This window comes from Vibrio sp. T20 (genome assembly GCF_007858795.1).
GTDB lineage: Bacteria > Pseudomonadota > Gammaproteobacteria > Enterobacterales > Vibrionaceae > Vibrio > Vibrio satsumensis.
Window position 1 is genome coordinate 175,987 of sequence record NZ_VFEB01000061.1, and the last position, 23,118, is coordinate 199,104.

General features: G+C 44.3%; 21 protein-coding genes. 13 read left to right on the forward strand and 8 right to left on the reverse strand.

The genetic code is table 11. The features are described 5' to 3' along the window. From nhaC to FTW16_RS05220, 3 genes are all read right to left on the reverse strand, one after another. Positions 1–1,464, reverse strand: a complete 1,464-nt coding sequence (gene nhaC, locus FTW16_RS05210; RefSeq protein ID WP_146490327.1) for a Na+/H+ antiporter NhaC — start codon at positions 1,462–1,464, stop codon at positions 1–3. Between the two features lie 145 nt (positions 1,465–1,609). After that, positions 1,610–2,614: a LacI family DNA-binding transcriptional regulator gene (locus tag FTW16_RS05215; protein ID WP_019821382.1), complete on the reverse strand. Its 1,005-nt coding sequence runs from the start codon at positions 2,612–2,614 to the stop codon at positions 1,610–1,612. 119 nt (positions 2,615–2,733) lie between these two features. Continuing rightward, a complete protein-coding gene (locus FTW16_RS05220) occupies positions 2,734–4,161 on the reverse strand; it encodes a PLP-dependent aminotransferase family protein (RefSeq protein WP_146490328.1) in 1,428 nt (475 codons plus the stop codon). A 123-nt stretch (positions 4,162–4,284) separates the two neighbouring features. Here FTW16_RS05220 and FTW16_RS05225 point away from each other — a divergent pair, with 123 nt between their 5' ends. Beyond that, positions 4,285–5,184 (forward strand): DMT family transporter, encoded by a 900-nt coding sequence (locus FTW16_RS05225; protein WP_146490329.1) that lies wholly within the window; start codon positions 4,285–4,287, stop codon positions 5,182–5,184. A gap of 103 nt (positions 5,185–5,287) precedes the next feature. Here the strand turns inward: FTW16_RS05225 and FTW16_RS05230 are convergent, their stop codons facing one another. After that, on the reverse strand, positions 5,288–5,713 hold the full coding sequence (locus tag FTW16_RS05230; RefSeq protein ID WP_017069797.1) for a DUF3010 family protein: 426 nt from the start codon (positions 5,711–5,713) through the stop codon (positions 5,288–5,290). Between the two features lie 259 nt (positions 5,714–5,972). Between FTW16_RS05230 and FTW16_RS05235 the strand changes: the two genes are divergently transcribed. Next, on the forward strand, positions 5,973–7,610 hold the full coding sequence (locus FTW16_RS05235; RefSeq protein ID WP_146490330.1) for a methyl-accepting chemotaxis protein: 1,638 nt from the start codon (positions 5,973–5,975) through the stop codon (positions 7,608–7,610). A gap of 153 nt (positions 7,611–7,763) precedes the next feature. Here the strand turns inward: FTW16_RS05235 and FTW16_RS05240 are convergent, their stop codons facing one another. Further along, complete coding sequence (locus tag FTW16_RS05240; RefSeq protein WP_017076504.1) at positions 7,764–8,111, reverse strand: DUF3316 domain-containing protein; 348 nt, start codon at positions 8,109–8,111, stop codon at positions 7,764–7,766. A 264-nt stretch (positions 8,112–8,375) separates the two neighbouring features. On the opposite strand from FTW16_RS05240, the gene FTW16_RS05245 reads away from it, so the two are divergent. Then, positions 8,376–9,245 carry a LysR family transcriptional regulator gene (locus tag FTW16_RS05245; protein WP_060981068.1) on the forward strand — a complete coding sequence of 290 codons (870 nt, stop codon included), beginning with the start codon at positions 8,376–8,378 and terminating at the stop codon, positions 9,243–9,245. 114 nt (positions 9,246–9,359) lie between these two features. On the opposite strand, the gene FTW16_RS05250 is transcribed toward FTW16_RS05245, so the two are convergent. Further along, entirely contained in the window at positions 9,360–11,021 is a 1,662-nt protein-coding gene (locus FTW16_RS05250; RefSeq protein ID WP_146490331.1) for a methyl-accepting chemotaxis protein, read from the reverse strand. Between the two features lie 275 nt (positions 11,022–11,296). Here FTW16_RS05250 and FTW16_RS05255 point away from each other — a divergent pair, with 275 nt between their 5' ends. After that, complete coding sequence (locus tag FTW16_RS05255; RefSeq protein ID WP_146490332.1) at positions 11,297–11,809, forward strand: RNA methyltransferase; 513 nt, start codon at positions 11,297–11,299, stop codon at positions 11,807–11,809. Between the two features lie 87 nt (positions 11,810–11,896). Further along, the gene (locus tag FTW16_RS05260) at positions 11,897–12,736 is read left to right on the forward strand and encodes an SGNH/GDSL hydrolase family protein (RefSeq protein ID WP_146490333.1); all 840 of its coding nucleotides are present in this window, start codon (positions 11,897–11,899) and stop codon (positions 12,734–12,736) included. Positions 12,737–12,816: 80 nt separating this feature from the next. Here FTW16_RS05260 and FTW16_RS05265 read toward each other — a convergent pair whose 3' ends face one another. Beyond that, a complete protein-coding gene (locus FTW16_RS05265) occupies positions 12,817–13,581 on the reverse strand; it encodes a DeoR/GlpR family DNA-binding transcription regulator (protein WP_086714314.1) in 765 nt (254 codons plus the stop codon). A 14-nt stretch (positions 13,582–13,595) separates the two neighbouring features. Continuing rightward, complete coding sequence (locus FTW16_RS05270) at positions 13,596–14,483, reverse strand: sugar kinase (RefSeq protein ID WP_146490334.1); 888 nt, start codon at positions 14,481–14,483, stop codon at positions 13,596–13,598. Positions 14,484–14,692: 209 nt separating this feature from the next. On the opposite strand from FTW16_RS05270, the gene yihU reads away from it, so the two are divergent. The 8 genes from yihU (at position 14,693) to dctP (ending at position 23,101) form a co-directional block, all read left to right on the forward strand. Continuing rightward, positions 14,693–15,589, forward strand: coding sequence for a sulfolactaldehyde 3-reductase (yihU, locus tag FTW16_RS05275; RefSeq protein WP_060981074.1), 897 nt, complete (start codon positions 14,693–14,695; stop codon positions 15,587–15,589). Between the two features lie 19 nt (positions 15,590–15,608). Further along, entirely contained in the window at positions 15,609–16,667 is a 1,059-nt protein-coding gene (locus FTW16_RS05280) for an aldose epimerase family protein (RefSeq protein ID WP_146490335.1), read from the forward strand. 57 nt (positions 16,668–16,724) lie between these two features. After that, positions 16,725–17,465: a sulfite exporter TauE/SafE family protein gene (locus FTW16_RS05285; RefSeq protein WP_146490336.1), complete on the forward strand. Its 741-nt coding sequence runs from the start codon at positions 16,725–16,727 to the stop codon at positions 17,463–17,465. A gap of 95 nt (positions 17,466–17,560) precedes the next feature. Further along, positions 17,561–18,811 carry an AGE family epimerase/isomerase gene (locus FTW16_RS05290; protein WP_146490337.1) on the forward strand — a complete coding sequence of 417 codons (1,251 nt, stop codon included), beginning with the start codon at positions 17,561–17,563 and terminating at the stop codon, positions 18,809–18,811. 213 nt (positions 18,812–19,024) lie between these two features. Then, positions 19,025–19,885, forward strand: a complete 861-nt coding sequence (locus FTW16_RS05295; RefSeq protein ID WP_060981078.1) for a ketose-bisphosphate aldolase — start codon at positions 19,025–19,027, stop codon at positions 19,883–19,885. 158 nt (positions 19,886–20,043) lie between these two features. Next, positions 20,044–20,655 carry a TRAP transporter small permease gene (locus FTW16_RS05300; RefSeq protein WP_060981079.1) on the forward strand — a complete coding sequence of 204 codons (612 nt, stop codon included), beginning with the start codon at positions 20,044–20,046 and terminating at the stop codon, positions 20,653–20,655. Between the two features lie 10 nt (positions 20,656–20,665). Continuing rightward, positions 20,666–21,955 (forward strand): TRAP transporter large permease, encoded by a 1,290-nt coding sequence (locus FTW16_RS05305; protein WP_060981080.1) that lies wholly within the window; start codon positions 20,666–20,668, stop codon positions 21,953–21,955. 96 nt (positions 21,956–22,051) lie between these two features. Further along, positions 22,052–23,101, forward strand: coding sequence for a TRAP transporter substrate-binding protein DctP (gene dctP / locus FTW16_RS05310; protein ID WP_146490338.1), 1,050 nt, complete (start codon positions 22,052–22,054; stop codon positions 23,099–23,101). Positions 23,102–23,118 lie beyond the last annotated feature (17 nt).

Below are 23,118 nucleotides of genomic sequence, written 5' to 3' on the forward strand. Positions count from 1 at the left end.
TTATTTAGTGCTGTGAGCTAGAAAAGTTTCTACGGAGTTTTCTGACTGTTCAGGCTTTGCGCGTGCAATACCAAACCCAGTGAAGCCATAAATCAGAGCGAAAACGACACCGGTGTAACATTGGATTGCCCAAGGTAGGTAATCTAGCGTCGCAACACCTAGTGTGCTTGCCATGTAAATACCTGCCGCAGTCCAAGGAACCAGTGGTTCGATGATTGTGCCTGCATCTTCGATGGTTCTAGATAGGTTTTTGGTGTCGAGGCCCATCTTGCGGTAAGCGTTTTGGAACAGTTCGCCTGGAATAAGAAGTGCTAATTTACCGTCAGAGGTCGTGAAGACTACTGTGATGGTTGCAATCACAGTTGATGCGATAAGTTGGCCTGTTGAGTGGATGAGATGTAGGAATCGACCCAGTACCACATTCAACGCGCCCGTCAGGCTTAAAATACCAGCGAAAGAGAAGGCACAGAACACCAGTAGAATGGTGCTCATCATTGAGAACAGGCCACCACGGTTAAGCAGTTTTGATACGTCTGGGATTAGCCCATCAGTCACTGTTCCTTTTGCTTCAAACAATGAAACATTGAAGCCGTCGACATAAGCTTGGAAGCCTTGTTGTAGAGAGAATCCTTGTAGAACCATTCCCAGTACAATCGCTAGTGCTGAAGCTCCTAACATTAGTGGTAGAACGGGTTTCTTAGTTAATGCACCCCATAGGATCATAACTGGTGGGATGATAAGGAAGATACTGAAGTTATAAAGGCTATCTAGCCCCGCAAGGATTTGCGTTACTTTCTCTGGCTGACCAATGTTTGCCACATCAGCGCTTTGTCCTGCAAAGAAGAAGACAACAGAAGCAATCACAAACCCCGGTAGTGTTGTGTAAAGCATGTGCTGAATGTGTTCGTACAGTGTGGTGCCTGAAACGACAGGTGCAAAGTTTGTGGAATCAGAAAGAGGCGAGATCTTGTCGCCAAAGTAAGCACCAGATACAACAGCACCCGCTGCGGCAGCAAGTGACACGTCTAAACCTGCCGCAACCCCCATCAATGCAACACCAACCGTACCTGCAGAACCCCATGAAGTACCAGTACATACCGAGACGATAGAAGTTACGAAGAATGCGGCGATCAGGATGTATTCAGCACTGATGACTTTAAGCCCCCAGTAAACCATGTATGGGATGGTGCCGCTGATCATCCAACTGGCAATGAGGCCGCCTACGGAAACTAAAATCAAAATGACGGGCATGGCTTTAGCAAGTTTCTCAACAATGGCGTTGATGATGTCATCCCAGTTATAGCCCATCTTCCAAGCAATGCATGCAGTGAAAGTTGCAGAAATCAGTAGTAGCACTTCAATGCGAAGTCCTAAAACACCGTATCCAATAGCAAGCAACGCAAACATAACGGCTATAGGTGCTAGTGCTAATCCGAACGATGGTAGAGGCTTTGAGTTATTCATATTTGTTGTCCTCAGGTGAATGTAGGGTTTGTTCGGAATGGATAATAAGTGGGCTCTAACAATGAAAGTGCGACTTCAATACTGTTTTCATGTAAGCGGTTACATGAGGTTCGTACATGAGATTTCGGTCACGTTTTGTCTGATTTTAGCGCTTGATTGGCTTAACGGTCTGCCTTTCAACCAAGGTTGTTTCGAATTTATGTTGTGTTGGCGGTACGTAACCCGCTGACTTTAACTTAATTGCGAGGTTGGCTGCGTAGGTCGACATTTCATCAATAGGATTGTGCATTGTGGTTAATCGAGGATAAAGGTAGCGAGCGAGTAAGACGTCATCAAAGCCGATCACCGAAATATCGTTGGGTACAGAGATACCTTGGTCTTGCAGGCTGGTCATTAAGCCTGCGGCCATCACATCATTAAAGGTGACAGCTGCGGTAACCTCAGGACATTGACTCGCCAAGATGTCGCCAGCCGCTTCACCGCCTGACTCACTAAAGTTTTGGCTGATGATCCAGTTGGGTTGTATTTCGATATTGGCCGCTTTCATGGCCTCTCGGTAGCCTTCCAATCTATCGGTTCTGTCTTGAATGGGCAGGTCGCTGGACACATAAGCTATTTTTCTGTGCCCAAGCTTGATCAGGTGTTGCACTGATACTTGAGTACCTAGTCTATTGTCTACCCATACTGAGCGGTTCGATACTTGGGCGATGGTGCGGTTGAGTAGTACCATCGCGGGTAACTGAGCGGTGTAGCGTAATAGCGTCGCGTCATCGAGCATTTTTGAGTGAACCACCATCGCCTCGCAGCCTTGGCTGATAAGAAAGTCGAGACCTTCTTTCTCGCGCTGAGCATTGTGGCCGCCGCTAACTACAACCAGTTGATAGCCGTTGGTGCGGGCAACTTCTTCAACACTTTTTGCAACTAGTGCAAAGAAAGGGTCAGCTAAATTGCCGGTTAATAAACCTAAGGTGTTGCTACTTCGATTCGCCAGAGCGGTTGCTCGTGCATCACGATGGTAATTGAGTTCTTTGATTGCTCGTTCTACACGTTCTAACGTGATTGGTTCGACATAGCAGGTACGGTTCATTACTCGTGAAACGGTTGCTGTTGAAACTCCGGCAAGTGCCGCTACATCTTTGATAGTTGCCACGTCGGACTCCGCTAGGCATAGAAAGGCTGCGAGTGTAGCGAATCTTTGCTGTTGAAAATGTTAATAAGGTCAAACCTTATTAATGATTATCACGGTATCTAGGGCAGGCCTGACACTCTCTAGTGTGTATGCTTAGCGATTATCTTCGCTAGTGTCACTACCCCTTCTTTCCACTCTTTGCTCTCTTCAATATTGGCGACAGTGAAGCGAAGGCAATGTTTATATTGGTCATTCGTCCCAAACACTGTGCCGGGTAAAATCCCCAACTTATGCTTTAAACAGTCTTGATAGACCGCGTAGCTATCGACTGACTCAGGCAGTGTTATCCAGTTTAAAAAAGAGCCTTCAGGTCTTGATAAGTGGTAGCGCCCGACAAGGTGAGGGTGGCTATCTAATGCTTGAATTAAAAGGCTTTGGAATTGCTTTTGATTGGTTTGGTAAAGCCGTTTCATTTTCGAAAGGTGACTGCGGTATTTGCCTGTGGTGAGGAACTGCCCCACTGCCGATTGCATCAGGTTTGAGCTGCCCATGTTGTCGCATAAAAGGTACTTTTCGACCAAAGGTTGGTAGCGCCCGGACAGCAACCAACCGATTCGCAAGCGTGAGTCTAAGGTTTTAGACAATGAGTTGACGTAGATAACTCTATCTTGATCATCAAGCTCTTTGAGGCTGGCAATTGGTGCGTCAAACGCTAAGCTGCCGAAAACATCATCTTCGATAATAGGCAAAGATCCGGTTATCTCCAACAAGGATTTTCGATTAGCAAGAGGCATTCTAGAGCCTGTCGGGTTGGTAAAGTTTGGCGTTAGCAGTAAGGTTTTCACTTCCCATTTGTCTAACGCGCTCTGTAGTGATGGAATATCAATACCGTGGCTAACACTGCTTGGAATTTCAAGGACTTGCAAGCCAAGCGATTCAAGTAAAAGTAGATTACCGAAGTAACATGGTGACTCGACGGCCACTATGTCGCCGGGCTTGGTGAGCGCACGCAGAGCCAGGCTGATCGCCTGTTGAGCACCATGAGTAATCGCAATCTCTTTCGATCCCGCAGGCACACCAAGATCATGGGTGATCTTTAACAATTGCTTTACTAACTGCTCGTCTCCAGGAGGCAGTTGGTAATAACCGGGAAGCTGAGTTTGCAAACGGCTATGCCGACCGATTTCGGCGTACAAGCTACGAATCGCAGGGTTGTTGATGTTCGGGTGTGCTGAGCCTGCCAGCAACTTCAGACGACCTTTTGGACGAGAGAGTACAGACTTGGTGACCGACAACAGGTCAACTTTTTGAGGTTGGTTTGGCGAATCCCAGCTTGTGGTGTTGGGTGCTTTCACGCGATAGCCAGATTTAGGTACTGAGTAAACCCAGCCTGTCGCTTCCAGTTCTTGGTAGGCACGAATCACGGTATTTTTACTCACGCCAAGCTGTTCGCTTAACTGACGAATTGAGGGAAGGCGATCGTCTGGATGAAAGAGTCCTTTATCGATCTGAGCCTTAATATGTTGTTCGGTAGCAAGGTATTTATTGCCGCTGACTTCTGCTTCCACGTTATTCTCCCTCGTGCTCACTTTTAATCTGTAACCATTTAAAGTGTTATATCTGTGTCTTTATTAGTTATCTGTACCCAACTAAGGTAGCAGCATTGATGAAGAGTTGACCAGAGGTTTGTAATGCTGATTAAAATGATTCCGTTTGTGTTTGTAATATTGTGGTCGTCAGGCTTTGTTGGCGCACGTCTTGGTGTGGAATACGCCGAACCCGCAACATTACTTTCACTGAGGATGGTAGCCAACGTGGCGCTGTTCTTGGTTTTGATTGCAATCCTTAAGCGTCGTATCCCTCGTGGTCGCGCATTCTTCCACGCTTGTGTGGTTGGCATCTTGATTCATGGTTTCTACCTTGGTGGCACCTATCTGGCGATTGATATGGGTATGCCCGCCGGGCTGAGTTCTCTACTTGTTGGCTTGCAACCGATTCTTACCGCATTGATTATGATCAGCTGTACTTCGCAGCGTTTTAATTTTGCACAGTGGTTGGGATTAGCGCTTGGTTTTGCGGGTATCAGTTTGGTGTTGATGGGCAATATTGAATGGCAGTCAGACGACCAAAAAGGCTTGGCAACGTTATTGTGTTTGGTTTCTTTAGTGGGTATTACCTGCGGCACTCTGTATCAGAAGCGCTTCTGTCAGGGGACAGATATGGTCGGCGGTGCGATGGTCCAATATTTGGCTTCTGCTGCTCTGTTTCTACCGTTCGCAATGCGCTACGAAACGATGCAAGTGAACTGGACTGTAGAATTCACGTTGACTCTAATCTGGCTGGTGGTAGTTCTGTCTTGTGTTGCCATCCTTTTACTGCTTTACATGGTAGAGCACGGTGCATCTTCAAGTGTGGCATCGGTGTTTTACTTGGTGCCACCGACGACAGCAATTCAAGCCTGGCTCATCTTTGGGGAATCGTTCGACTTCTACGGGGCAATGGGCTTCGCGTTGTCAGCAACAGCTGTGTATTTGGTGGTGAGGAAGCCGGAGTTAATTAAGGTCCGCAGACGAACAGCGTTAGAGAGGTAGTCTGTATAGCAAACTAATTCTACTTAAAGCTGATTACTAGAAACAAAAAAGAGCCTGAATATTCAGGCTCTTTCTGTATCAAATATTGGCTAGCGACTTTTTATTAGCGCTTCATCAAGCAAGCGTATGCCGTAGTAAACGGCGCTTCTTGGTATTGTTTAAGGCCAGTTTCTTTGAACTTCATCATTAGAGGGTTACGTTTAAGGCTCTCTTTGATGTCAGCCGGTGATACAACGGTTACGTCTAGGCCGTCGATCAGTTGAATTGCTGCTTCTAGTTTGAAACCAAAGCCACCACCAGCAAATTTGCCTTTAGTTTGGCGCTGACGAATTACAACTTTATCTACTTGGTAATCTTCCATTAACTTTGCAAAAGAGAATTGAAAGTCTTTCATATTCTGTGTGTCGTTTGCGTCGCTAATTGAAACTTTAGAAACTCGGCAATCAGGAATGTTAAATACACCATCTGATAGAGAAAGAAGACAGATGACTGCATCGTTACCTTTGATTTCAACACCACAAATTTTCATGTTCTTACCTACTTATTTTAGAGCCCTACATTATGGTGTTATTTCTCACACTTCTCCAGTATTTGCGTGTATCAGCGGAAAATAAGTCTAAATCAGAGCATGCCTTAACGTTTGGGAGTTGAGCTATGGTCGAATAATCACCACGAAATTTGACGATATCGTTTGCTATGAGATGAGGCTCACAAATCCTTAGCGAGACTTCATATGTGTGCTGTATATTGCGCGCGCATCCCTATTTGAAGTGTGGTTATTAATCCCAATGAATATCAATAATCTTTCGATTAAGAGTAAAATCGCGATCCCGCTGTTTGTGATTGTGATTGTTTTTTCTACTGTTACTGTGCTCAACGTTATCAGATCAAATGCTCAAGCTGCGATTAATAACGAGCTCAATAATGTGGTTCAGCCAGTCCTAGATAACCTAGAAGATGGCTACCGAGATATCTACCAGATTATCGCTTCGGCACAAGGTCTGTTGCTTGCTAAAGACCAAGCGGCGATCGAGTACCAAAAGTTTGAATTTAAAGACAACGCTTACAAAGCGGTTCCTCGTTTTCAAAGTGTTGAAACCTTATATCAAGCGGGCGTGTTGGATCCATCTTCACGTGATGAGTTATCAAAGCTTGTTAATGCGATGAGCAAGTGGGTGGCACTGCACGAGCCAATGTTCGCTGATCCAGCAAACGCAGACCAATACAATATTGATTACTCACCTGCATTAGATGCTGAGTTTGCAACTATTCGTAAGCAACTGCGTGATATCCGAACTCTGATTGAACTGAAGCAGAAAGAGCTTCGCCAACAAGCCGACGATTCGATTGAATCAAGTAAGTTGATCATTGAAGTGGGTATGGCGGTTGCTATCTTAGCGGCGTTGTTTGCGATGTGGCTGTCGAATCGTTTTATTATTCGTCCAATTCAAAATGTCGAAAAAGCGATGAGCGAGATTGCTTCTGGCGACGGCGATTTATCACAGCGTATGCATGTTGAGGGCAATGACGAAATTGCACGTTTGAGCTCTGCGTTTAATCAATTTGTCGGTAAGATTCACGTGACAGTTGAGCAAGTTATCTTAGCGTCAAATGCGGTTCGTTCAGAGATGGAAAACATCAAATCATTGACTCAAAGTGTTGCTCTTTTCTCTGCTAATCAACAACAAGAAAGTGAAGTAGTGGCTGCGGCAGTACATGAAATGCAAGCGACCAGTGAAGTGGTCAGCGGTAACGCACTGGATGCGGCCACAGCAAGCAATGTAGCAAACCATGAAGTGGAATCTGCGGATACTACATTAGGTTTAACCGTCACTTCAATTGAGCGTTTAGCGCAAGATATTGAAAATGCGGGTGGTGTGGTGCAAGAGTTGGATACCGATGTGAAGAACATCGCTTCTATTTTGGGAGTTATCAAAGGCATTGCAGAGCAAACCAATTTGTTGGCATTGAATGCGGCGATTGAAGCGGCACGTGCGGGTGAACAAGGTCGTGGTTTTGCGGTTGTGGCAGATGAAGTTCGTGCGCTTGCGAGCAAAACTCAAGACAGCACCGGTGAAATCCAATCAATGATTGAACGCTTAGAAGTGGGTGCGAAACATGCGGTTGGCGTGATGACTGAAAGCAAAGTGAGTGGCGAGAAAACCATTGTTCAAGCCGGAACGGCGGCGTCTTCCTTGAGTGAGATTCGTAACTCAATTGGCAAGATGAATGAGATGAACACGCAGATTGCCACAGCGGCTTCCCAGCAATCTCAAGTGTCGGAAGAAGTGAATCAAAACGTCCAACGTATCGCAGAAAGCACCGTGCAAATGGTAGAGATGGCGAGCAGTGCTGAGAACGCATGTATGGCGTTGGCAGAACAGTGTGAAGCGCTTGATAGCCTTGTTTCTCAGTTTGAAGTTTAATTTTCAAAGCTAAACAGACGAATATGAGCTGATACTGGTTGTTCGTTTGAATTCCATTAATCAGCGCTGAACGACAAAAAAGCCCGTGCTCAATGAGTACGGGCTTTCTTTTAGATGCTAGGTCGGTTTTGAGACCTAATTAATCGTTCGGTATTAGCTGCTACGGCCGTCTTTATATGTGTAACGGTAGTCAACTTTTACGTTCGCTTGGTAGTGGATGTCGCCGCTCATGTTAGTGATTTTCTTCACTTCCATATTCGCATCATCAATCTTGAACGAATCGTATTTGGTTGTTTGTTGGAACTGTGGCAGTTCTCTTGAAAGCTCAAAAGGTGTTTTTGCGCTTAACTCATCCATAAGGTTCGTGCCTGCATCGTATGCTTCCGCTTCAGTAACAAATGTATCAGATTTTAGCGTTGTTTCTTGAATCGTTGTTTTAGTTGCTGCAAACGCTGTAGTGCTGAGAACAAGAGTTGACGCAAGTATGATTAATTTTTTCATAGGAGTACCCCTTACTTTATTGAAGTACCTGTGTTCCGGTACAGAACCAACTTACCAATTAAGTGGTTGGATGAGTGTCAGAGGACAATACGATTTTGTTAGTGTTCAGTAAGGAGTTTTGAGAAATGTCAGGTATTGGTTGGCGTTATTTTAATCAGTTGTGGCTAGCGAATATTTATGCGTAACGCATATCAAGTAAGGTGACACTGATATATATCTTCAATACACTGTATGGGTAACCATCGTTAAACATAGGGTAAAAGTATGGCCAATTGGGAAGGGGTAAGTGAGTTTGTTGCCGTGGCGGAGCGTGAAAGCTTTACGGGAGCGGCGCAGAAGCTTGCTACGTCAGTTGCTCAAATCAGCCGAAGAGTGGCTAACTTAGAAGAGCGCCTAGCGGTCAAACTATTGAATCGAACTACACGTAAAGTCTCTCTAACTGAAGCCGGACAACTTTATTACCAACAATGTAAATTATTGGTTGAAGGATTAGAAATTGCTGAGCTTGCTGTTACTCAAATGCAATCCACCCCAAAAGGGCTTTTGAAAGTCACGGCACCAGTGACTTATGGTGAACGTCAACTGGCTCCGATTCTGCATAAGTTTTTAAAACTGTATCCGCAAGTTGAACTAGAACTTATGTTAACAAACCAAAAGCTTGATCTTATCGACTCAGGTGTTGATGTGGCAATTCGTCTCGGTCGATTAGAAGATTCTAGCCTCGTAGCCAAAAAGCTATCTCAACGACAACTTTATGTGTGTGCTAGCCCTGAGTACATCGAACGCTATGGTGAGCCTCATACACTCTCGGAGCTGAGTAACCACCAATGTCTAGTGGGTGGCTTTGAGCATTGGCGTTTTAAAGAAAACAAACGTCCACGAGCAGTGCGAGTTAATGGACGTATCAAGTGCAATAGTGGTTTGGCTTTGCTAGATGCAGCCAAGCAAAGCATCGGTTTAGTGCAATTACCAGAATATTATGTGAGTGAAGACCTTGAGTCTGGTGAGTTGGTTGAAGTGTTGTCTGATTATCGTGATGACAAAGAGGGTATTTGGGCACTTTATCCACAGAATCGTAACTTATCTTCTAAGGTGCGCTTGCTGGTGGACTTCCTTTCTGAGCAGTTGGATTAGTTTATGACCTAAAGCCTCCACCGATAAAAAACGGGCTTCAGAATAGAGATTCTGAAGCCCGATTACTTTAGAGAGGATAGCTTTGAACGTTGAGGAGTGTTCACCTGCTCGACATTAGACTGTGAAGCGATCCACCAAGTGGTACAGCTCATTGGCACGACTGTTGAGGTTTTGGCTACCTGCACGGTTTTGGTTTGCTAGTGCAGCCGATTGCGAGCTTTGATCTGAAATCACCACAATGCGTTGAGATATCTCTTGGCCCACAATATTTTGCTGTTCAGTTGCTGTAGCAATAAGCGAGTTCATGTCCATGATGGTATCGATTGACTCTTGGATTTTCGCCAGCGCCGCGGCAGCAGCGTTTGCTTCTTCCACCGTTTGAGCACTACGGTTTTGGCTTGAATCCATTGCTTTTACCGCGGCGTCTGAAGCGGCTTTGAGCTGCTCAATCATCTTGTGAATGTCGCCCGTGCTCTCTTGAGTTCGGCTTGCCAGCTTACGAACCTCATCCGCAACAACTGCAAAACCACGACCTTGTTCACCAGCACGAGCAGCCTCAATTGCGGCATTCAATGCAAGTAGGTTAGTTTGTTCTGCAATGTCTTGGATAACCGCCAATGAAGATGAGATATTCTGAACATCGCCTTCTAAACGCGATACCACAGTGTTGGCTTCTGAGACTTCGCTAGCAAGTCCGGCCACCGAATCTGCAGCTGCGTTTACGATTTGTTGTGCTTCTTTTGCGTTGCCTTCTGCAAGCTTCGCTGAATCCGCCGCTTGGCTTGCGTTGCTTGAGATTTCTTGCGCGGTTGTGGTCATCTCAGTCATCGCCGTAGCAACTTGTTCTGTTTCTTCACGTTGGCCTGTGGCAATTTCGTCCACCTGAGCTGCGCGAGAAGACATGCTAGACGTTTCGGCTACCACTTGCTGGCCTACATCACTGACGCTGCGAATGATGGTTTGCAGGCTTGCTACAAAGGCATTGAAGTTCTCGCTGAGCTTAGTGAACTCGGGTGCTTTGAAGGTTTCCATTCGCGCGGTTAAATCGGCTTCACCACTCGCAAACGCGCTGATTGAACGGTCAAACTGTTCAAGTGGCTTCATAATTGTGCGGTTCACTGCGACTGCAAACACGGCAACCACAAGAGCGATTAAGCCACAGAAAATAGCAATGGCAGTGAGTGAGCTTTGCAGCGCAGCGTTCGAGCTCTCTTTCATTTCTGCGATGACCGCATCAATATCGTCAGTATAAAAACCGGTGCCGAGCATCAAATCCCATTGTGGGATGAATATCGAGTAGCTCAGTTTTGGTAAGGCTTCAGATTGACCAAGTTTTGGAAAGTAGTAAGTGGTGAATTCGCCAAGCTTTGAGTTCTTGATGAGGTCACGAATCAGGTAATTGCCTTTTTTGTCTTGTAGGTCGTAATAGTTTTTACCAATGCCATCGTTATTTTGCCCAACAACAACTCGAACGCCTTTAGAGTCATAGCCAAAGATGTAGCCAGATTCGCCATATTCGAGTGTTCTTAACGTTGGTAAGGCTTCTTCTAATGTTGCACCTCTTTCCAAGAACGGGCTGATAGAAGATTGAGCCATTTGCAGATACGCTTTGAGTTCCTTTTCTTTCATCGCCATCATATTGCTACGCGTCGATTCTACTTGTTGTGCGGTTAGCTCGGTGCTCTTCATATACGTCACGCTCATCATCCCAATTGCCATTAGTAGTAGTGGAATGAAAGAGAGAATATAAAGGCGGTTTTTGATGGTTAGGGTCATGTCACGCTTCCTGTGTGATTGTCTCATGCAATTTTCAACACATTATTAATGTGGTTTCAAAATGTAAATGGGCTTGTTGTTTAATTGTTACCCTAGCGTGTTTTTGTTTTATAAATATGATGGCGGTTAGATTTTTTTGGTGAGAAGCCTTGCAACTAGAGGCTTAAGCGCGAAAAAGTGAGTGTGTATCGATGCTTTTGAATTCGACGCTGCTTTGTTAGAATGCGACGCTTTGTAGCACCCTGCTATGTCTATTCGTTAAGTGAGAAAGATTCATGAACAAAAGCCATGTGACTATTGGTTTAACTAACCCAAAGAGCCCGACAAACGTTGGTGCTGTTATGCGCGCGGCTGGTTGTTACCAAGTCGACGAAGTTAAATACACAGGGCAACGCTACGAAAAAGCCGCGAAATTTCACACCGATACTAAGAGTGCTGCGCGTACTATCCCGTTGACTGGTGTTGAGTCGTTTTTAGACAATCTTGATCCAGAAACTAAGATCGTTTGTGTAGAACTAGCAGAAGGTGCAACACCACTGCCACGTTTTAAACACCCAGAAAACGCAATCTATATCTTTGGCCCTGAAGATGGTTCGATTTCTCAAGATGTTGCCGATAGAGCGGATCACGTGGTGTACGTTCCAACGGTAGGTTGCATGAACTTGGCGGCAACAGTGAATGTGCTGCTTTACGATCGCCTTGCAAAATCTGATGAAATGGACGAGAGCAACGAGCTGATTAAGAAAAGCCGTGATAACCGCAACCATTTAGTTATCAAAGAGAAGTAAATCTCTGTTTCTAGTGTTATCTATCTCGTACGCAATCGGATATTATCTTGAGTTCATCGCCAGATAATTGAAGGGGTAGATAACACCATGGAAGACAAGCAATTACTTGCCGCGCTACAACAGCACCCTGTCCTCGATCTATATCAGTTATTCCAAGAAGTTGGTCAAAACAGCTCTCTGTACGTATTGTTAGAGAGGCTATCTTCCCTTAAAGAACATCATCAACTGAGCACACGTCTCAGTCTCTTTAAGCCTCACATCGAAGGGTTACTGGCTCAATTCGATAGCACCACACCTGACAGTGAAATCCTCAAGGCAGTTGCTCTTCAGTCAGAGATTCAGCAACGAGGCCACAGCATGAGCCGTTACATCATGACATCCGACAATCATCGCCATTTTTCACCTCAAGCCGATCTAGTGATGTTTGGCGATTCGATTACTGAGTGGGCGCCATGGGCTGATATTTTCCGTGATATTTCTATGGTTAACCGCGGCTTGGCTGGTGATACCACATCAGGTATGTTGCGACGTATTGACACCACGTTAAACGTGAATCCCCAGTTAGTCTGTTTCATGGCGGGGATAAACGATTTAGCGCAAGGTTATGATGTCGACCATATCTACCAGAACTACATTGATATGCTTGAAGTGTGGCAAGAAAACGATATTCGAATCTTGGTGCAATCAACGCTTTATGTTGGTACTAAGCTGCAAAGCTTAAATCCAAGTGTTGAGTCTTTAAATAGAAAGCTAAAAGGTTACTGTGCGCAGCATGGCATCGAGTTTTTAGATGTGAATGCGGTATTAGCGCCCAATCAACACTTGTCGAATGAATACACGTGTGATGATTTACATTTGAATGGCAAGGCTTATCAGGCGTGGGCTGAGGTTCTGATACCGATGCTAGATAAGTGTCTTCATGAATAGCTAAATAGCAGTGCTTACATACTGTTAAGACTAAAAAGCTCCCTTAATTTGGGAGCTTTTTGCTAGATAGGATAACCAAGCTATTCTGGCTTACACACTTCAATGAGAATGTTTTCGTGTTGAAGGTTTTTGGCTAGAGTGTTTGGTAATGCTTTGTCGGTAAATAACGTTGTTGCTTCACGAATATGGCAAAGCGCTATTGAACCTTTAGGTACAAACTTGGTTGAATCGAGTCCAACGTACATGTGTCTTGCAGACTTCATGACAGTTTGTACTAACTCGGTTTCGTTGAGATCATATTCAAGCAGAGTACCGTCAGTATCAAGTGAGCCGGCACTAGTTAATAGGTAATCAAAACGGAACTTTGAGATAAAATCGATAGCTTCTGTGCCGACAATACCCCCATTTGATGCTTTTACTTTACCGCTAGGTATCAACACATCAAATGATGGATTTGAGTGTAGGATGTTTGCAACGCGTAAACTGTTAGTAATCACCTGTAAGTTGCTCTTTTTTAATAGGTGATTAGCGATAGTTTCAGCCGTTGTACCAATAGTGATGAAGATAGTCGAATTATCAGGAACTAACTCAGCAATACATTTCGCAATTGCATTTTTCTCGTCAGTTTCAGCGCTTCGGCGTAGCTCGTAATCCAAGTTCGTTTTGCTTGCTGGCGAACTAGCGCCGCCGTGATGACGAATCAACAGCTTATCATCACTGAGCTTTTTGATGTCTCGGCGAATGGTTTGGGTAGAGACATTTAGGCTTTCCGCTAAATCTTCAACGGTATAGTAGCCTTCATCAATAACTAACTTTAGTAATTTATCTTGTCTAGGATTAGTCATACTAAACCTTCTTATTATTCATTTATGTGTTTATTCACTGCTGAGCGAGTTGGTATACCTTCTCGGCCACCCAATTTAGTACATTTGATTGCAGCGACAATATTTGAGAATTTGACTGCAGCACGGGTATCCATCCCTTCAGCTACAGCCACAACCAAAGCTCCGTGGAATGTATCGCCCGCTCCGGTTGTGTCGACAACATCAATCACTGGGGCTGCTTCATGTTGCAGCTCGTTGTTTTCTAACCAATAACAGCCGTGTTTTCCTACAGTGACGTATACTTTGCCAGAAGTTTCTTGTTTTGCTAAGCGTAATCCTGCTTCAACCTCTGAATTTTGTACAAAAGTTGACAATCCTTCCTCTGAAAATGCGACATGATCGGCCAATTTGACCAATTCATCGATTGGATCCGGTGATAAATCAGCATCTAGAACTGACGGTATTCCATACTCTTTTGCCTTCTCTAATAGGTACTTAGCGCCTTCAGGCCAGCGTACGTCACACAGCACTGCATCAAATTGACTAAAATCAACATCCATCAACATGCGAATGTCACGGCTTAGCATAGGGTCTTGGTGGTTGATGATCATACGTTCACCTTCATCATCAACAAGAACACTAGAGAAAGATGAAGATGCATTGTTTATATGAACAATATGATTTGTTTTAACACCGTAACTGTTGAGCTCTTCGATCATGGTATTGGCTACGCTATCACTCCCTACACGACCGACAAACTCTACTTCATGCCCTAACTTAGAAACGGCGACAGCCGCTGTTGCCGCTGGGCCTCCGCCAATTTCAAAGTAGTCTTTTGATACATACTTCCCCCCTGTTGTTGGCAGTTTTTCAACAAGCTGAACACGGTCAAGAACGGTAATACCTAGGCAAGCAATTTTCATCTTTCTTCCTTTTTAGCCAATACAGCTATCTAAATATAAGTACAGAGTAAATTATATTTCCTGTGTCACCTAATACTTCGATAATGCTCACAAACTTACATTAAACAACAAAAATAGACAAAGTGTGACATGGTCAACAGTTCAATTTGTTCATTTGTTTATAGTTAACCCACTCAAAGTGTGTTGGTATTTATAAAAGGAAAGGAATTATGAGTCGCGTTGGTTTTATTGGTCTTGGTCAAATGGGAAGCCCAATGGCTTCAAACATTCTAAAAGGTGACCATGAGGTAAAGGTTTTTGACTTAAATGCAGATGCAGTAAACGGACTGGTTGAGTTGGGAGCAACGGCTGCGGAATCAGCGCTAGACGCTGCAAAAGATGTCGACTTTATTATCACTATGCTACCGAATGGCGACTTAGTGCGTCATGTATTGTTTGGTGAGCAGGGGATTGCACAAGTAATGACGCCTGAAACGTTGTTGATTGATATGTCTACTATTCACCCATTCCAAACGGATAAGTTGGTTTCTGATATGGATCAACGAGGTCTACAGATGATGGAAGCTCCGGTAGGGCGCACTTCAGACCACGCGGTTAAAGGCGAGTTACTGATTCTTGCTGGTGGTAGCAAAGCCCAAATAGAGAGAGCACAGCCTCTTTTTGATTGCATGGGTTCCGAGACTGTAGATTGTGGCGGTGCGGGTAAAGGTATTCGCGTAAAAATTATCAATAATTACATGAGTATCGCGCTTAATGCGTTGTCGGCAGAAGCCGCTACTTTATCTGAAGCAATTGGTCTTGAATTCGAAACGGCATTGCAAGTGATGAGTGGTACACCGGCTGGCAAAGGACACTTTACGACAACCTGGCCGGGTAAAGTGCTAGCAGGCGATTTGACTCCGGCATTTATGGTGGATTTAGCGCATAAAGATCTGGGTATCGCTTTGGACTTAGCTAACCAAGTGAATGTACCAATGCCGTGTGGTGCTGCATCTCGTGAGCTTTACAGTATTGCTCGAGCTGCAGGGCGTGGTCGTCAAGACTGGACATCTGTCTTTGAACAACTTCGTGTTACGTCAGGCTTAGAAGCAAAAATAAAACAATAATTAGAATAGAGACAATAACGTGAAACTAGATGTCGAAAACTGGGGGCAAGTAGATGGTCAAGCGATGCCCGTTAAGCTATTTACCCTAGAAAACAGTCAGGGTATGAAGGTACAGCTGACTAATTTCGGTTGTATTGTTACATCGATAGAAACACCGGATAGAGAAGGCAATAAGGCTGACGTGGTATTGGGTTATGAAACCTTAGATAAATACCTTGCCGGGCATCCTTTTTTTGGTGCGGTGGCGGGGCGTTTTGCCAATCGTATTAAAGGCGGGAGTTACGAGCTTGATGGTGAGGTCGTCCAACTTGATACCAATGAGCAGTCGCGTACACACCTGCATGGTGGCATCCGGGGGTTCGACAAATATGTATGGAATTATGCAGTCGAACAACAACCCGAAGCGGTTTATATACATCTAAGCCGAACCTCACCGGATGGTGAAGCTGGTTATGGTGGCACGATGGATGTCACGCATACCATTGGTTTAGATGAATTGAATCAGATTCACTATAACTTCAAAGCAACCACTGACAAGCCTACGGTAGTCAACCTAGTCAATCATGGTTACTACAATCTTGGTGGTCACGATTCCGGCTCAGTCGATAACCATCATCTCACGTTATTCTCTCAATTTTATACACCGGTAACTGAAGATATGATCCCGACAGGGGAAGTGCTGAGTGTTAAAGGTACGGGTTTAGATTTTACGTCTTCGACGGTCATCGGTGACAACAAAAAGAAAGTGCTCGATGGAGCCTATGACCATAACTTTATTCTCGACCAGTCTAATAATGAAGGTGAGTACCATTATGCTGCGGAGCTTTACGACCCAAAAAGCGGCCGAGTAATGACAGTGTTAACTACGCAACCTGCGGTTCAGTTCTACAACGCTTCGAAGTTATCTAATAATACTTGGCTAGGTCGAAATGGTCATCAATATCAATCATTTGAAGGGATGTGTTTAGAAACACAACATTTCCCAGATAGCCCAAATCAACCTCACTTTCCAAGTGTTCGGCTAAACCCTGGTGATGTGTTTGAAGAGAAAACACTTCATCGCTTCTCAGTGAAGTAATACCTCCTTTCAACAACCATATTAGGGTGAACCATCGCCCTTCATTAGGACGCTACTATGGATATGACTGTCATATTAGTCTCCCTGATCATCGCATTAGGGGGCTTTACGCAAGGCTTGACCGGGTTTGGCCTTGCTCTTGTTTCTGTGCCGTTACTCTCGCTCGTTGTCGACGCAAAGATGGCGGTGCCGATCGCGGGGATTTTCGGTTGGTTAGTAACATTCCCTATTGTGTGGAAAATGCGTCACTCGATTCAGTATAAAGCTGGTCTGATTCTCGTAGCGGGTTCGTTACCTGCGTCATTTGTGGGTGCTAAGTTACTGGCTAGCCTGCCATCTCAATACATTTTAATAACGATGGGTATTGTGCTGATTTTATCGAGTATTCACTCCATGCGTAGCACGAAACCAGCGTTCTCCAAAACCTCAGTGCCAGTCACAATGGGAACAGGGTTTGCTTCTGGCGTGCTTGGGGCAAGCGTTGGTGAAGCGGGGCCCCCGGTTATTGCGTATACCTCAATGCAGCCTTGGACTGCTGATCAGGCTAAATCGACATTAGTGTTCTTCTTCATGTTACAGATGATAGGTGCGATAGCCAGTTTTTGGACTGAAGGACTTATTACACCAGAGGTCAGCAGTCTCGTTGGATCGGCAATGCCGGCATTTTTAGTCGGAATGACAAGTGGCATGGTCGGATACCACTTCTTACAGAAATACAAAATTAACTATCACCACATCGTACATGGATTGCTTCTGGTCATTGGTTGTGTGCTGGTGATCAAGAATGTCCAATTTTGATTGGTTTTGTAATAAGTAGAACTTAGCTAACAGAATTCAAATCCGCTGCCTGATAGTTTCAGCAGCAATAAAAAATAATAACGAGGAAAGATCGTATGAAATGGATCAATACCAAATCTCATAACTCTTGGTTGGAAACTGAAACAGATCGTATTTTTGAATTTGGAAGAAAATCTGTCGTACCTAACGGATTTGGTTGGGTAGGCAATAACGGTAATATCCGCGATGAGATGGGAACCCGCCTTTGGATTACCGCGCGCATGCTGCACTGTTATTCGTTAGCTGCTTTGATGGGGAGACCTGGTGCCTATGACCTTGTTGAGCATGGTATTGCTGCCTTAGAAGGACCTTTAAAAGATAACAAGCACGGCGGTTGGTACGCGACCATAGATAATGAAGGTGAAGGTATCGTTGATGCGTCTAAGCAAGGGTATCAACACGCATTCGTACTGTTAGCTGCTGCGAGTGCGGCGACAACAGGTCACCCTCGTGCGCAAGCGTTACTAGATGAAGCGATTAACGTGTACGAAAATCACTTTTGGAGCGAAGAAAAACAGATGTGCTTTGAGTCTTGGGATGAAACGTTCTCAGAGACTGAAGACTACCGAGGGGGTAATGCTGCAATGCACTCGGTTGAAGCATTCCTGATTGTTTACGATGTAACGAAAGACAAAAAATGGTTAGACCGTGCGCTTAATATTACTGAATTCATGATCAATAAAACGGCAAAAGGTCTTCATTACCGCGTAAATGAACACTTTGATTCTGAGTGGAACCCGCTGCCAGATTACAATAAAGAAACGCCAGCAAGCCATTTCCGAGCTTACGGCGGTACGCCGGGTCACTGGATCGAGTGGGGGCGTTTAATCTGCCACCTTCGTGCGACTTTATTAGAGATTGGTGCGAACACCCCGGACTGGCTGCTTGAGGATGCGATAGGCTTATTCGATGCAACCGTCCGTGATGCGTGGTCTGTCGATGGTGCACCAGGTTTTGTTTATTCCGTTGATTGGGACGGAAAACCAGTGGTTCGTGAGCGTATTCGATGGGCACCAGTAGAAGCCATCGGTACAGCTTATGCGCTGTATACAGTGACGGGTGACAAAAAATACGAAGAGTTTTACCAAACTTGGTGGGATTACTGCCGTACATACCTGATTGATTACGAGGGATGCTCATGGTGGCAAGAACTGGACACAAACAATCAAGCTGGGACCAGCAAGGTGTGGGATGGTAAGCAAGATATTTATCATTTAATGCACTGCTTAGTGATCCCTAGGCTTCCATTAACACCTGGCTTAGCACCGGCTCTCGCTGCAGGCTTACTTGACCATGGTGTTAACTAGAGAAAGGTCTAGCGTTTAGGCTAATTAGAAAACTTTTAGAAGGTGATGGCTTTTGGCTGTCACCTTTTTTTTGCTCAAAGACTTTTCACTCATTTTGTTTATTTTTGTCCATTTGTGTTGAAAAGTGATACATAACTAACAGAAATGAAAGCTGGTGGCTGATAATTTAACTACAACAACGAACAAACAAATGAATAAAAAAGGAACAACCTAATGCCTTACGTGTCTGGAAAAACAATGATCAAAGAAGCGTGGAACAATGGCTACGCTATCGGTGCATTCACAGCTCACAACTTAGAAACGATTAAAGCAGTATTGTTGGCAGCTCAAGAAGAACAGTCGCCAATCATGATTCAGATTGGTCAAAAAGCAATTAATGAAATGGGCATGAAACCATTGCGTGATGCAGTAGATTCACTGATTCAACATCATCAAATTTCTGTTCCAATCTGTATCCATTTAGATCACAGCCGTAAATTCGAACAATGTATGGAAGCGGCGACACGTGACTTCCAATCGCTAATGTTTGACGGTTCAGCGCTTCCTTTCGAAGAGAATATCCGTATCACTAAAGCGGTTGTTGATGTTGCTAATGCCTTGGGCCTTGGGGCTGAAGGTGAGATAGGTAAGATTGGTGGAACAGAAGATGACATCACCGTTGATGAGAAGGATGCGATGATCACTACGGTCGAGGAAGCATTAGATTTCTCTGAGCGTACAGGTGTTGATTACTTAGCTGTCTCTATTGGTACTGCTCACGGTGTATATAAAACAACACCTGAGCTTAAGTTTGATCGTTTGTCAGAAATTAAAGAAGCTGTGAAAAAACCGATCGTATTACACGGTGGTTCAGGAGTACCTGATGACCAAGTAATGGAAGCAGTTAAGCGTGGCGTGGCAAAAATAAATGTCGATACTGAATTACGCCAAGGCTTTATCCACGGTGTTCAAGCACATTGGAAAGACAATGAAAAAGACTACATTCTTGCTGACGTTATGAACACAGGTATCTCTTCAATGAAAGAAGTTGTACAACACAAAATCCGTCTGTTTGGTTCAAACGGAAAGGCATAGATTGTCACTTATGTGACATAAACCTTACAAAAACGACACATTATTTATCTGTGTGAAAAATATCACGGTTCTAAATAATTAACTGAGTTATCAATACACACCCAATAAACCGTGTGTCGTTTTATAAATAGACCAATAATAATTATTATGGTGATTCTATGTTAAGAGCCATTGAAAAAGCATTGAATACGATAACAACTCCTCTAGCTAAGTTGCTCCGTCATACGGCGGGTATCTTACTGCTTTTGATGACTGTGATCGTAGTAGCGCAAGTGCTGTTCCGTTATGTATTCAATGTTCCATTAAGTTGGACGGATGAATCTTCTCGATTCCTGATGATCTATATGACTTATCTGTGCCTGCCATTTGTGTACCTAACCGATAAAAATATTGCGATGACTTTTGTGACTGAGATTGTCGAGAAGAAGTCCCCTCGTTTCTTCGCTCTGTTATCTCTTTTAGGTCATATCGCAGCGATTCTTGTGTTCTCCGTTTGGATTAAATTCGGTTGGACGTTCTTCAATACAGGTTCGGTGATGGCAGACAGTTTGCCTATCCAAATGTACTTCGTGTACATCGCACCACCGGTCATGATGGTTGTGACTATGTTGTACGCGCTACAAAAAAGTGTTGCTTGCGTGCGCGCCATCCTGGGTGACTTTGAAGATGTATCTCAGACAAGTAAAACCGCAGAGATGCTGGAATCTTGTCAAACCGAAGATGATTCAGCTGATCAAGAAGAGCAGTTTGAATTGAAATCTGCGTCATAAGGAGTAGGACATGGTTTCCCCAATTTTCTTAGTATATTTTCTTGCGTTATTGATTGTAGGTGTACCTGTTCTGTTCACTCTGGGACTGTCACCAATCATCACACTGTTTCAAAATGATCAAATGCTGTTTGCTAACATGCTCTATCAGCGTTTGTATTCGGGGCTAGACAGCTTTTTACTTTTAGCTCTGCCATTTTTTATGTTAGCTGGCGAATGCATGACGGCTGGTGGCATCACACCACGTATCATTGCTTTTGCTCAAACCATGGTTCAGCACCTTCGTGGAGGCTTAGGGCATGTGGTGATTCTTGCGGCAACTATTTTCGGTGCGCTAACTGGTTCTGCGGTAGCGGCAACTTCTGCGATTGGCGGAATGCTAATCCCAGAAATGAAAAAATATAACTACGACACCGGCTATTCAGCAGCACTGACTGCGGCGGCAACTGTATTAGGCAATATCATCCCGCCTTCTGGCATCATGCTTATTTACGCGTTTGTGATGAACACATCGGTTGCTGCGATGTTCCTAGCGGGTGTTACTCCAGGCATCATTTTCTGTATTGGTTTGATGCTGATGAATCGCTACCAGATTCGCAAGTACCCGGCGGTACAGCCAATGGAGCGAGCACCGGCAATGGAGCGTCACCAAGCGTTCAAACTGGCGATTCTTCCATTGATGACTCCGGTTATTATTTTAGGCGGTATTTATGGGGGTATATTCACTCCAACAGAAGCGGCAGCAGTTGCAGTGGCTTATGCTATCTGTGTGTCTCTGTTTATCATTCGAGTAACCAACGTAAAAGCAACATACGCACTGTTTGCTAAAGTCGCGGTAAATGCAGCGTCTATCTTAATTATTGTTGCGGCCGCGAGTGGTTTTGCTTCACTCATCAGCTTGTCTGGTGTATCGAACATGGTTGCAGATTTTATGAATGGTATTACGGACAACCCGTACTTACTCTTCGCAATTATTAACGTTCTATTGTTCGCTATCGGTATGTTCTTAGATGCGGGTCCTGCAATTCTAATTTTCGCTCCGATATTTGCGCCAATTATGATCAGTGCGGGTATCGATCCAGTTCACTTTGGTGTTGTGATGTGTGCAAACCTATCAATCGGTTTAGCGACCCCCCCAATGGGCTTGGTTTTGTTTGTCGCATCTGGCGTTTCGAAAGTCTCAGTTTCTGAAATTTCTAAGAAGATAATTCCATTCCTAGTTGTAGAGATGGCTCTTATTTTTGTTATCTCATGCTTCCCTCAATTAGTAATTGGTCTCCCTCAATTATTTGGGATTATGTGATAACTGATTAAATATTTTCAATAAAATTACTAACCGATAACAATATAAATGCAGCACTTACTGATGCTGTAAATAAACCCTACACTGGTACATATTATGAAAAAGACAATAATCAACTTAGCAACTACCACTGCATTATTAACATCGGGTGCAGTATATTCAGCAACTGAATTTAATGTGGTTCATCTAACTTCACCTGAAAGTTATAACCACCAATCATTATTGGTGCTTAAAAATCACCTAGAAACACGTTCAAATGGTGAAATTAAAGTAAAAATTTATGGGTCAGGTCAATTATGTGGCTCAGGTAAAGAGTGTATTGCGGGCGTACAAGCTGGCATGTTTGACTACTTCCCAACGACAGTTTCTGAGATTGCTTATTACTGGAAACCGGCAGAGTCATTTGACCTTCCTTACTTACTACCGAATGACCGCGTAGCTGAGTGTGTTTACGGTAATGACAAGTTCATCTCTGACGTTCGCGGTAACGTTCTTAAAAAGGCTCCAAACGTACGCCTGATGATGGTTGCGAACTCTGGTGGCTGGCGTAACTTTGCGACAACGAAGAAGCCAATCAAAACCCCTGAAGATGTAAAAGGCATGAAGATTCGTACGGTTCCTGCAAAAGTACAGCAGGATTTGGTTAAGCAGCTTGACGGCTCACCAACACCAATCGCATGGCCAGAGGTATACACGGCACTATCAACGGGTGTTGTAGAAGGTACTAAGAACGGTATTGTTGATATTATTCAAAGTCGATTCCATGAAAGCCTAGATTACCTAACATTGGACGGCCACGCCTACATGGGCGGTGCATGGCTAATGTCAGATATGAAGTTTAAATCACTTTCTCCTGAATTAAAGAAAGTTGTACTTGATGGTATTCAAGCACAGCAGCAATACCTGATGTCTTACCCTAAACACAATGAATACACGTCTTACGAAGAGTTCAAGAAAGCGGACGGCGAGATCTATAACCCAACAGCTGCGGAAAAACAGGCGTTCAAAGATGCGACTCAACCGGTTGTTGATAACTGGGCAAACAATGCAGATGCTGAAGGCAAACAGTGGCTAGAACGTTTCCAATCTGAAATCCAGACTTGTGAAGCTCAGATCAATGCTTCTTATGAAGTTTCGATGAAGTAACCCCAGTTTAATTTAAT